General features: G+C 64.9%; 11 protein-coding genes and 1 pseudogene. 6 read left to right on the plus strand and 6 right to left on the minus strand.

From position 1 onward, the window contains the following. On the plus strand, window positions 1-245 hold a 245-nt coding region (locus tag EWV37_RS15175; RefSeq protein ID WP_165189493.1), incomplete at its 5' end, for a transposase. Between the two features lie 111 nt (window positions 246-356). Here the strand turns inward: EWV37_RS15175 and EWV37_RS15180 are convergent. The 5 genes and pseudogenes from EWV37_RS15180 to EWV37_RS15815 all read right to left on the minus strand — a co-directional run. Continuing rightward, window positions 357-1109: an SDR family NAD(P)-dependent oxidoreductase gene (locus EWV37_RS15180; protein WP_095796829.1), complete on the minus strand. Its 753-nt coding sequence runs from the start codon at window positions 1107-1109 to the stop codon at window positions 357-359. Next, on the minus strand, window positions 1106-2089 hold the full coding sequence (locus EWV37_RS15185) for a lipid II:glycine glycyltransferase FemX (RefSeq protein ID WP_129702481.1): 984 nt from the start codon (window positions 2087-2089) through the stop codon (window positions 1106-1108). Before EWV37_RS15185 ends, EWV37_RS15180 begins: the two co-directional genes overlap by 4 nt. Window positions 2090-2142: 53 nt before the next feature. Continuing rightward, window positions 2143-3789, minus strand: coding sequence for an LCP family glycopolymer transferase (locus EWV37_RS15190; RefSeq protein ID WP_238663360.1), 1647 nt, complete (start codon window positions 3787-3789; stop codon window positions 2143-2145). 149 nt (window positions 3790-3938) lie between these two features. Then, the gene (purE, locus tag EWV37_RS15810) at window positions 3939-4442 is read right to left on the minus strand and encodes a 5-(carboxyamino)imidazole ribonucleotide mutase (RefSeq protein ID WP_338032834.1); all 504 of its coding nucleotides are present in this window, start codon (window positions 4440-4442) and stop codon (window positions 3939-3941) included. A gap of 87 nt (window positions 4443-4529) precedes the next feature. Next, window positions 4530-5660: pseudogene (locus EWV37_RS15815) on the minus strand (5-(carboxyamino)imidazole ribonucleotide synthase); the annotation flags it as partial. A gap of 226 nt (window positions 5661-5886) precedes the next feature. On the opposite strand from EWV37_RS15815, the gene EWV37_RS15200 reads away from it, so the two are divergent. Next, the gene (locus tag EWV37_RS15200) at window positions 5887-6477 is read left to right on the plus strand and encodes a GtrA family protein (RefSeq protein ID WP_129702484.1); all 591 of its coding nucleotides are present in this window, start codon (window positions 5887-5889) and stop codon (window positions 6475-6477) included. Window positions 6478-6519: 42 nt separating this feature from the next. On the opposite strand, the gene EWV37_RS15205 is transcribed toward EWV37_RS15200, so the two are convergent. Next, entirely contained in the window at window positions 6520-7239 is a 720-nt protein-coding gene (locus EWV37_RS15205) for a TIGR03089 family protein (protein WP_129702485.1), read from the minus strand. Between the two features lie 232 nt (window positions 7240-7471). Between EWV37_RS15205 and EWV37_RS15210 the strand changes: the two genes are divergently transcribed. The 4 genes from EWV37_RS15210 to EWV37_RS15225 all read left to right on the plus strand — a co-directional run bounded on the left by EWV37_RS15210 (window position 7472) and on the right by EWV37_RS15225 (window position 10833). Further along, window positions 7472-8074, plus strand: a complete 603-nt coding sequence (locus EWV37_RS15210) for a WhiB family transcriptional regulator (protein WP_095796825.1) — start codon at window positions 7472-7474, stop codon at window positions 8072-8074. 8 nt (window positions 8075-8082) lie between these two features. Then, complete coding sequence (locus EWV37_RS15215; protein WP_095796824.1) at window positions 8083-8565, plus strand: DUF3499 domain-containing protein; 483 nt, start codon at window positions 8083-8085, stop codon at window positions 8563-8565. A 79-nt stretch (window positions 8566-8644) separates the two neighbouring features. Further along, window positions 8645-9883: a L,D-transpeptidase gene (locus EWV37_RS15220; protein WP_095796823.1), complete on the plus strand. Its 1239-nt coding sequence runs from the start codon at window positions 8645-8647 to the stop codon at window positions 9881-9883. Between the two features lie 8 nt (window positions 9884-9891). Then, complete coding sequence (locus EWV37_RS15225) at window positions 9892-10833, plus strand: TIGR01906 family membrane protein (RefSeq protein ID WP_129702486.1); 942 nt, start codon at window positions 9892-9894, stop codon at window positions 10831-10833. Window positions 10834-11209 lie beyond the last annotated feature (376 nt).

The following is an 11209-nucleotide window of genomic DNA, read 5'->3' on the forward strand; positions in this document are numbered from 1 at the left end:
CCTGCCCGATCCCGGAGGTCGCCCGGCTGGGCCGCACCTTGCAGCGATGGCGGTCGGCGATCCTGGCCTACTTCGACACCGCCGGAGCCTCGAACGGGCCGACAGAGGCGATCAACGGGGTGATCGAGACGATGCGCCGGGTCGCTCGGGGTTTCCGCAACTTCGACAACTACCGCCTACGCGCCCTGCTCGCCGCCGGTGGCCACCGGCCGTGGCGGAAGACGCCTACCCACGCTCATCTGTGAAGGGCCTGTAAACGTGGGCTCTAACGACACCTCACGCGCAGCGCGGCGCCGTGCAATGTAGTGCGACGCAGTGCCAGCCGCGTACCGGCATCAGCGCCGCAGCGGCCGCGCTCACCGCCCGGAAATAATCGATGTCGCCCGGGCCACCAACGGTGCGGGCAGCACGCGGGTGAGGGCCTCCACCGCGTGGAAGGTGCGAGGTGCCACCACGCGGGAACGGCGCTTGTCCACTGCGGTCATGGCGGAAGCCACAATCTGTTCCGGGCTCATCGCACGGCCGATCTTCACGGCACTGGAACCGACCACGTCGAAGAACTCGGTATCCACGGGACCAGGGTTCACGCAGGTCACCAGCACACCTGACTTGCGGGCCTCAACGCCCACGGCAAGAGTGAACCGTTCCACGAACGCCTTGCTGGCGCCATACGTGGCCATGTAGGGAATGGGCTGGAACCCGGCCACAGACGCAATGTTCACGATTGCGCCGGTGCGCCGCGCGGTCATCGACTGAAGCGCCTCGTGGGTGGTGGCCATCAGAGCGGTCATGTTGACGGTGGCTTCTTCGAGTTCGCGATCGATGTCCAGTTCGGCGAAAGCACCGTGCGTGCCGAAACCTGCATTGTTGATCAGGATGTCCAGCGGGTTGGAGCGAATCACGTCCACCAGGGTGGAGATCCCGTCCTGCGTTCCCAGGTCAGCGGCCACGATCTGCGCAGCACCGTCGGTCACGGTTTGAGACAGTTCAGTCAGCTTCTCCGTGCTCCGACCGGTGATGATCACCTGATAGCCGCGCCGGTGCAATTCGGTGGTGAAAGCGCGGCCAATTCCTCCGGTGGCACCGGTGATCAGAGCAGTTTTAGTCATGCCTCGATGTTACGCTCGCGGATTTTCTTTCGAGCCTTCGTGACCGCTTCCCGGGCGTGGCGCACGCCGGTGTAAGCGGCGTAGCCACCGGTCGAAACGGGCAGGTCCCATGTGCCCGCAAACGATACCGGCGAGCCACCGAACGACTTCTTGAAAGACGTGAATCCGTACCACTCGTGCTCTGGACCAGCGCCCTCGGGTGCGGTGCCGAACAAGTCGAACCACGCGAGGCCTTTCTCCTTGGCGTCCATGATCATCGTGACCACCAGCGGGATGCCCGCTGACAGCTTGCGGTGACGCTGATCCATGGCCGCGTGGGCGTAGGTGCGGGTGTCCGAGGAGTCGTACACGAGTGACGCCGCAATGGGCTCGTCCTCGAGCTTCGCGAGGTAGATCGCGGCAGCGCCCGCGGGCATGAGTGAACGGGCCACGGCGCGCAGGTAGTCGTCGTGCTGGCGGTTGAAATCCTTACGCTTGGCGGTGTCGTCCAAGAACTTCAGGAGGTAATTGACGTCCTCCGGGTTGGACGAGCGCTCAATCGTCACACCCTTCTTGTGGATGTTCCGGTACAGATTTCGGTTGGTGGACTTCATGTCCTTGAGCAGCTCTTTCTCGTCCTTGCTGAGGTCAATGAGCTGGGTGTGCGAAGGCTGCACCTGACGCGGGGCAACCTTCATACCGCGGCGGCGCAACGAAGACTTCTCCGTTTCCAGGCCGTCCACGAAATTCGCATTGGCCGGTTCCACGCGCACGAACCAGCACTTGTGCTCCTTGGCCACGCGCGTGAGGTCCGCCAGGGCGGCGTCGAAAGCCTGTGGGGAATCCGCCTCGGGACCGTACGGGCAGTACAGGTACCGGCCCGTGCGCCCGCCCTCGACGGTGGCCAGGTAGCGCCATCCGTCGCCGGATGCCTGAACGACCTGGTGTCCGATGTTTCGCTGAAACTCTGCCCATTCCTGGGACTGCAGGATATTTGCCACGCGTCCACTGTACCGATCTGCCGCTCAGGTCAGAACGCGTAGCGCGGATTCGGTTACGGCACGGAGCAGGTGCCGTTGGGGGAGAGTTCCTCGGCAGTGGTCACCATCGCGGGGGAGGCAGGCACGGGCACCGACATGCCCACGCCCACACCACCCGGCGCACCTGCCACGCCACGGGCCGGGACGTTCGACGACGCCGCCGCCTCGGCGCCATCGTCCGTCGCCCTCTCGAGCACGCCCTGGAGATCGGACTGGAAGAGCTCGAAATCCGGGTATGTGGGGAAGGACTGGTCGTAGAAGGGCGGGCCCACGGCGTAGGATTCCAGGTCGTGGTTCTTGGCCTTCATGGCCACGTTGACCAGGGAGCCGATCGAGGACTGTGGGATGTCCGTCTCGATGATTTCCTCACCCGAGTTGGCTAGGTCCTCGAACTTGGTGGCCACGTTGACCGGGTTGAGCTGCTTGAGCATCGCGGCCTGAACGCAGCGCTGGCGCGCCTGCCGGTCGTAGTCCGTGGCCCCTTCGCGGGAACGGGCGTACCAGAGGGCATGGTGGCCGTCCATGTGCTGCACGCCGGGTTCGATCCACCCGAGGATCGGGTTGGGCAGTCCGGTGTCCATGTTGGTGCCACCGCCCATGGGCACGCGTCCGCCCACGTCCAGGGTGATGCCGCCCAAGGCGTCCACCAGGGATTCGAAACCGTCCATGTCGATCAGCACGTAGCCGTGGATTTCCAGGCCCGTGACGCCCTCAGCGGCGTCCTTGGTGGCTTCCGCACCGGGGTCGGCCACGTCCGGGAAGAGGTCCTGGTGATTCTGCATCACGTCCGTGTAGATGGCGTTCATGATGCACTCGTCGCCGCAGCTGAACCCGCTGGGGTACACGTCGTGTAACGGGGAATCTTGCGGGAACGGCACGTTCTGCAGGTTGCGAGGCAGGGAAACGGTCACGGTGCGCCCGGAACCCGCGTCCACGCTGAGCACCGTCATGGAGTCGGGGCGGCGGCCTTCGCGGTCATCACCGGCGTCGCCGCCCATGAGCAGGATGTTGTAGCGCCCGTCGTCCGGGACGAACGGCAGACCGCCGCCAAAGATATTGGAGACCGCCCCCCGCGCCACCGAGACCAAATGGGCGGCGTAACCCAAGCCACCGCCGGTGATGAGCATGGCCAGCACGGTCACAATGACCACGGCGCGGCGGACCTTGTCGCTCAACAAACCTGGTCTGATCAGTCGGAGCGTGTCGAACCACAGGAACACCCAGCCCAACGCGAGGCCCAGCAGGCCGAACATCAGGATCCACGAGGTGACCGAGTTGGTGAGCAGCCAGATCAGCGCGGTCTTCCACACGAGCCACAGCAGGGCAGCGAAGAGAATGAGCGCCCACACGGTTACGGTCACGCGCAGCGCCAGCCGCCCCAGGCCTTTGCGACCAGCCACCAGCTGGGCGGAGCCGGGAACCAGTGCGGTGGCGCCCAGCAACCACCACGCGCGCTTGGTGCGGTCGGCCGGTGCGGCGAACTTGGGGTTGATCAACGGGTCGGCCACGTTGGAGCGCTTCTTGCGGGGGCCGCTACCGGGATCGCGGGTCGCGGAAGCACCGTGGAAGGTTTCTTCCGTGTAGCCACCATCCGGGTGGGGGGCTCCGGCCGTGGGCGGGTAGGGGGTACCCCCTACATCGCTCGAGGATGATCCGTTCACGTGCAACTCCGTGCTGATGGGGAAGGCGGTGTTGCGGCCGGCTCACGCGGGTGATTGTGGGAATCACCCTCTCGCGAGTCACGACGCACTGCGGTCATTGTGCCGCTACTGGCTGAATCCTGGCCGAAAATCGACCGGGCAAAGCCCTGCTAGTCCTGGGTCGTGGCGCCTCGCGACACGGTGTCCCGCAGCGCCTGACCCTTACGGTGAGCGGTCTCGGACAGCTCCCGCGCGAAGTTCTGCAGGTTGTCGCGCAGGTGCTCGGCGGACGTGTCGGTGGCCGAGGCCAACACACGAGCGGCCAGCAGACCGGCGTTTCGGGCACCCCCGATGGACACGGTGGCCACGGGAACACCCGCGGGCATCTGCACGATCGACAGCAGTGAGTCCATGCCGTCCAGGGTCTTGAGCTGGACCGGTACACCAATCACCGGCAGGGGTGTGACCGAGGCCAGCATGCCCGGCAGATGCGCCGCGCCGCCGGCACCGGCAATGATCACCCGCAGACCACGTTCGTGAGCGGTCTGGCCGTATTCGAGCATTTCGTGCGGCATGCGGTGAGCGGACACGACATCCGCCTCGTACGGAATGCCCAGTTCTTCCAGGGCTTCTGCGGCCAAGCGCATGGTGGACCAGTCGGAATCCGAGCCCATGACCAAGCCCACGATCGGTGCCTGGGTCTGGGTCAGGGGAGTCGCGCCCCACGTGGGGTGCGCCTTGCCCTCGGACTGGATGTGAGTGGGCTCTTCCGATCGGTCCTCACCGTCGCGAATGATGCCCGCCGCACGGGTCGCAATGCGGCGCAGTTCGGCCGTCTCATCCGCGGATCCAACCACGTTCACGTGCCCGATCTTGCGGCCGGGACGCACCGACTTGCCGTAGTTGTGAATCTTGGCGCGCGGCTCGGCGGCCATCGCGGCCGGGTATGCCGCGAAGAGGTCCTGATTGTCGCCGCCCAAGAAGTTCTTCATCACGGCAACATCCGCGTTGACCTCCGTGGCACCCAGCGGCCAGTCCAGAACGGCACGCAGGTGCTGCTCGAACTGACTGGTCACGGAGCCGTCCATGGTCCAGTGCCCGGAGTTGTGCGGGCGCATGGCCAGCTCGTTCACGGCAAAACCGGCGCCGTGGCCGGGGGTCTCGAACAGTTCGGCGGCCATCACGCCGGTGACGCCCAGTTCCTGGGCGAGCATGATGGCCGCTCCCGACGCCGCCGCGGCCACTTCCGGGTCCAGGCCGGGTGCCGGGGCGATCACCTCATCGCACACGCCGTTGACCTGCACGGACTCGACCACGGGCCACGCCTTGGTCTCGCCGGACGGTGTGCGCGCCACCAGAGCGGACAGCTCACGTGTGAACGGGACGGCTTCCTCCGCGAGCAAGCCGTCCTCGGAAGCCTGAGCGAACCACGCCGGGACCGGATCCTGGTGGACTGCCTGAGCGTCGTCGAGCTTCAACACGCCCTTGCCGTCGTAGCCGCCGCGTGGCGTCTTGAGAATCAGCGGCCATCCGGCCGTCTCGCCGAAGGCCAACAGCTCGTCCGCGGTGCGCACCTGGGCCCACTGGGGATTGGGCAGACCGAGCTTCTCCACGGCCTTGCGCATGACCAGCTTGTCCTGCGCGTGCACCAGCGCCTCCGGGCCCGGCTGCACCGACACCCCGGCTTCCTGGAGGGCGCGCAGGTGCTCGGTGGGTACGTGCTCGTGATCGAAGGTGACCACGTCCACCTCTGAGGCGAACTGCCGCAGGGTGTCCAAATCTTTGTAGTCCCCAACGGGGGTGGTGCGGACGGCGGCCACGGCCGAAACGTCCGGGCCTTCCGCCAGGACGCGCAATTCCACGCCCAGCTCGGTAGCGGCGGGTGCCATCATGCGGGCCAGCTGGCCGCCTCCGACAACACCAATGACAGGACCTGTAATGGGGAAACTCACGTTCCCCAGGGTATCGCCACAGCGGGCCACCAGCTATTTAGGAGTAGGATGCAGCTCAATATGCGGGTAGATCACGCACTTCTGCGGATCACCCATGAGCGTGCAAGTACCAGCGCGCATGACTTCCCCGAGCGACGGAAACCGAGAACCATTCGTGAATAGCATCATGGAACGCGCTGACGCGCTGTGGCACCTGTTCGTCAAAGAACTCATGAAGTTCGGCGTGGTGGGTGCGCTGGCGTTCGTCATTAACGCGACGCTCGCGTGGATCCTGATGCACACCCCGTGGTTCGAGGACAGCCACATCAAGGCCAAATTCGTGGCCACGGTGGTGGCCATCCTGTTCTCGTGGGTTGCCAACCGCTTGTGGACCTTCCGCGAGAAGCGTCAAGCGGACAAGCGGCGTGAGTTGGTCCAGTTCTTGGTGGCCAATGGCATTGGCCTGGGCATTGAAATGGGCTGCTTGTTCTTCAGCTACTACGTGCTGGGCCTGCAGTCGGCCACGGCGTCCTTCATCTCGGGCACGATCATCGGCACCATCCTGGGCACCATCTTCCGGTACTTCGCCTACCGGTTCTGGGTCTTCCGCCAGGAGCTCGATGAGGACCCGGATTTCGCGGGCAGCCGCGAAGAAGAGTTCGCGTTCATCACCGGTCAGATCCCCGTGGTGCAGCGCAAGGACGAGACGACCCGCCAGGACTCGGACGCCTCATCTCGCTCTCGCACCGATTCGGACGCCCCGCCCAGCCAGATCTGAGCCGGAACTGACCATCCGAACCGAGTCTGTCGGTCCGGTCCCTCACTCGCCCGACAACGGAACCGCCTTCTCCTGCGCCAGGACATCCGGCGTAACATCCGACTCGTTTGCGGTCAGCAACACGGCGCCGTCGCGCAAGAGCACTCCCAACGTGATCAACAGGGCACGTTCGTCCCAGCCGTCGTTCAACGGCACATACACGGTGTGGTCCTCGATCGCCGACGCCGCTCGCTCGGCTTCACCCAGCAACTCACCGTGCGTGATTCCGGCCTCTGGCAAGGCATCATCGCCGTCCTGAGGTTCTTCCATTCCCATGTACGCGTCCGGAAACGATCGGACTTCGGCGCAGAAGTCGATGACCGGATCCGAAACCTCTTCCTCACACGCGAAGGCCAAGGCCGGGGAGGCGACGGCCAGGACGTGTTCGGCGGGAACGCCGTCGTTGAGGTGACCTTCGAGCGCGGCGTGGACGGCGGCGTCGTCGGCGGAATTCTCACCGAACCGTACCGAGGCACCAACCCGTAGGGCGGCGAGGGTGAGAACTACGAGTCGCCAGTGTTGGCGCGGGGAAACGGTGATGAGTTGGCCGGACTCCACGTCCAATTCGTCGACCAGGAGGCTTGCGGATTTTTCGACCCAGTTGACGAGCACGCGGCCGGAAAGCTCGACGCGTTCGTCCCCGTTGCGCCAGATGAGCGCGGGTGTGGGGCGTTCGGAAAGCTGGGCCAAGGCCTGTGCGAAAGTGGCCGGTGTGCGTCTCACGCAGAAACTCCTTAGGGTAAGTGACGGTCCCTCGTCCACACTGACGGCACGCCGGTCAAATCTGCAAGTCCGCCGAACCCAGCTTGACTCAGCAGGACTTACACGCGTGTAATTAGGGGGTCCGCTTCGGGCCAAGCGGACCAACCCTTCGCCTGGAGCGGTTGATTTCCCGCGGCCCAAATGGGCGGGTCACGGGCACCACATAGCTTTTGCGTCGGACGGAAGGACTGACATGGGAGAGGCCGCACGCCGCCACTTCAACGATCAAGAGGACACCGCCGAGCAGGGCCGTCCGAACGCGCACGAGGTGATCCCCGCAGATTGGTTCGTCGATCCCGTGGATCAGGCTCGTGGTGGATCCACCATGGAAGTCACCACCCTGGACGATCTCGCAAGCGCCTTCCTGGCTGCGCATCCCGAATCCGCAGGCGATGTGATGTTGCGATCCGATCGCCGCAAGACCACCGATTCCGAACCCGTGGCGCAGACCCCCGCGCAGCCGCCGGTTCCGCAGAATCTCACCGACGTGGACGTCCACGACCCGCAGAGCGTGGACGCTTCCGTGTGGCAGGCCGTTGCCGGCCTGTACTCCGTGAGCGAGGGCGACGCCGAAGGCGAACTCGCCTGGCAGACCGACGCACTGTGCGCACAGACAGACCCCGAAGCTTTCTTCCCCGAAAAGGGCGGCTCGACTCGCGACGCCAAGCGCGTGTGCGAGGCGTGCCCCGTGAGCGGCGAGTGCTTGGACTACGCGATGTCCAACGATGAGAAGTTCGGCATTTGGGGCGGGCTCTCCGAACGCGAACGCCGCAGGCTGCGCCGCCGGGGACGCTGAGTAAGCGCATGAGCGAAGAACTTCCTCAGCGCAGCTGCAGCCGCCAGACCTGCTCCAGGGCCGCCGTCTGCACCCTGACCTACGTGTACTCGGACTCCACCGCGGTGATCGGTGCGCTGTCCGCCCGTTCCGAACCGCATGCCTACGACCTGTGCGCTTTCCATGCGGACCGCATGACCGCCCCGCGCGGGTGGCGTGTGGTGCGTCTGGAATCACCGGACGGCTGGAACCGCGATGACCTGGGCGCCATGGTCGAGGCCGTGCGCGATGACGAGCCGGCCGCGCGGCGTCGTCCGCAGTCACCGCAGCGGCCCGGAATGCGGGCCCCCGGGCGAGTATTGCGGGACGTTTCATTCAATCGCGCGCCGGCCGAAACCATTGGGGACGATCAGCCCGGGAGCGAGCGCGAAGTGAAGCCGCAAGCCGCACCGGAATTCCGGTCCGCGCCCATGCCGCAAAGTATGCGGCGCGCCCACCTGCGTCGCCCGTAATCCATCCGAAGTCAACTTGTTGTTCAGCGGGTAACCGGGCAGTCTGGAGGAGATCCAGCCACGCGAAGTGAGGTTCACCATGGCCCCCCATTCCCCCCGCAAGAGCACCTGGCGTTCGCGCGCCGTCACCGGTTTGGCGGGTTTCAGTGTGCTGGCCCTGGCCGCGTGCGGTACAGGTTCCGGGGGCGACGGCGCTGCGTCCGGTTCACCGAGCGACGGTGCCTCGAATGCTACAGCCACCGAGGCAGCTGGCGAACCCACCGTGACCGTGGCCCCTGCCGCGAACACCACCATGGTCAATCCCGTGGACCCGGTCACCGTGACGGCGGACCAGGGCAAGCTCACGGATGTCTCGGTCGTTTCGGATGACGGCCAAGAAGCCGCCGGGGAACTGTCCGAGGACGGAACCACGTGGACTTCCACCAAGCCACTCGAATTCGACTCCGCCTACACCGTGACGTACACGGCGGATAACAACGGCCGCACCGCGGAAGGCACGTCCGCGTTCTCCACCGTGGACGCCGCCCATGAAATGGACGTTCGCATGAACGTGCGGGACGGCGGCACCTACGGGTTGTGGCAGGTCGTCGAATTCGATTTCTCCGAACCGATCCTGAACAAGGAAGAGATCGAGAAGGCCGTCCTGGTCACCGGCGGCGGTGACCAGGACGGCGCCTTCCGCTGGTACTCGGACACCAAGCTGCGCTATCGCCCCGCCGAACCGTGGGCCCCGGATTCCAAGGTGAAGGTGGCCATCAAGTTGCTCGGCAAGGACGTGGGCAACGGGATGATCGGCAACGAGAACCAGACCGTGAACTTCACGACCGGTCCCGAACACCGCGCGTACGTGGACAACAACACCAAGACCCTGGTGGCCTACGAGAACGGCAAGAAGACCGGCGAATGGCCCGTGACCTTGGGCAACCCGGAATGGCCGTCGACCACGGGTAAGAAGGTCATCATCGAGCAGGCGGAATCGTATGAATTCAAGCCGTCGTCGCTGAACCTCTCACCCGGGGACCCGCACTACTACGAGCCCTTCAACGCCTCCAACGTGGCTCGACTCACGTGGAGCGGCGAGTTCATCCACCAGGCCCTGCCCTCTGCCATGCCGGTGTTGGGCTACCAAAATGTGTCCCACGGTTGTGTGGGTATGCCCGTGGAGGGCGCCAAGTACATTTTTGACACCTTCCGCCCCGGTGACATGGTGGAAGTGGTCAATACCGGTTACCCGCAGGCTGATCCCGACGACGGCTTTGGTGATTGGAACATTCCCTTTGACAAGTACTCAGACGAAAACTGGCACGGAAACTGGTGATATCCCCGGTGAGTTCTCCCACCACGGCGGTCAAGCGTCCCCGCGAGGCGAAATTTCGTCGCCTTCAACAAGTCTTTCTGGCGCTGACGTTCCCGATTCTCCTGATCGCCCTGGGGGTGCGGCTCGTGGCCACCCCGCTGTTCCTGTGGATCGAGTACCACCGCCCAGGGTTCCCCGCTGATCACTGGGGGATGACCACCGAACAGCGCATGACCTACGGGTCCTACGGGCTGGACTACATCATGAACTTCGCGCCGCCCGAGTACCTGAGCGGGTTGATCAGCGAAGAAGCCGGCATGTTGTTCCAGGACCAAGAGGTGTCCCACATGACCGACGTGCAACACGTCATCCAGTGGGGCTTCCTGGTCGCGTTGATTCTGCTGGTGCTCAGTGCGATCAGCTGCCTCTATCTGCACCGCCGCGCACCCGGCGCCGCGTCCGGTGCACTGTTCTTCGGAGCGTGGCTGACCGTTGCACTGCTGGTGATTCTCCTGGTCGTGGCGGTATTGGCCTGGGAGACGTTCTTCGCGCTGTTCCACTCATTGTTCTTCGACGCCGGTAGTTGGACCTTCCGCATCACCGACACCCTGATCCGGCTGTACCCCACCCAGTTCTGGATGGACGCGGCGATCGCGGTCGCCTTGATTGCCGTCATCGGTGCGTTCGTGACCATGTTGATCACGCGTCCGCGGATGCGTTCCGCCGCCCGCGGTGAACGTGCTGCCGTTGATGAGGGTTCCGGTCATGATGGCCGCGAAGAAACTGAGCACGAGAGGGCTGACGTTGAGGACTCCAACACGGAGCGCCAGGATGCCGACTCTGAACGCGATCAAACTCTTGGGAACCGGGAATCCGCGTCCGACCACTCGGCTGGCGAGAACCAAGGTGCACCGTCCGCAAAGGACAGGCCTAACCGCGATTCCGACGCTCGTTCCGCGCCCTGGGCCTAGTCGCTCGTTTCTCATAACGCCACCGCCCGCTGACACTGGGCGGCGTCACCCTCGCTTCTGAGGTGTCGCAAGGACCGCGCGTGACACCTCAGGGGCCATAAGAACCCCTTCGGACCATCCGGCGGGTCCTAATGTTGCACCAGACGCACCCCAGGGTTCTAGCGGCACCCAGCATGCGCACTCAACCGCCGACGCCGCCCGGTCCTGATCCCGACGCCGCCCGGTTCCGGCCCGCGGGCCTTGTCCAGTATTCGTGTCTTAGCCTTGATCCACCGATGAGCATGCTGGGCTTGGGCCGCAATTAAAGACGGGATGCCCGTCTGACCGGGAAGAATGGGACTTGTTCAGGGTTCCGTTCCACCGCGATGAGAGGGCA

Origin of the sequence: Kocuria carniphila, from assembly GCF_004136555.1 — a bacterium.
Taxonomy (GTDB): Bacteria; Actinomycetota; Actinomycetes; order Actinomycetales; family Micrococcaceae; genus Kocuria; species Kocuria carniphila.

What these genes read in the sequence shown, in the direction of transcription:
- EWV37_RS15180 (WP_095796829.1), bottom strand. Translation starts at nt 1,109, where the DNA reads ATGACTAAAACTGCTCTGATCACCGGTGCCACCGGAGGAATTGGCCGC.
- purE (WP_338032834.1), bottom strand. Translation starts at nt 4,442, where the DNA reads ATGGGCTCGGATTCCGACTGGTCCACCATGCGCTTGGCCGCAGAAGCC.
- EWV37_RS15220 (WP_095796823.1), top strand. Translation starts at nt 8,645, where the DNA reads ATGGCCCCCCATTCCCCCCGCAAGAGCACCTGGCGTTCGCGCGCCGTC.
- EWV37_RS15215 (WP_095796824.1), top strand. Translation starts at nt 8,083, where the DNA reads ATGAGCGAAGAACTTCCTCAGCGCAGCTGCAGCCGCCAGACCTGCTCC.
- EWV37_RS15200 (WP_129702484.1), top strand. Translation starts at nt 5,887, where the DNA reads ATGGAACGCGCTGACGCGCTGTGGCACCTGTTCGTCAAAGAACTCATG.
- EWV37_RS15210 (WP_095796825.1), top strand. Translation starts at nt 7,472, where the DNA reads ATGGGAGAGGCCGCACGCCGCCACTTCAACGATCAAGAGGACACCGCC.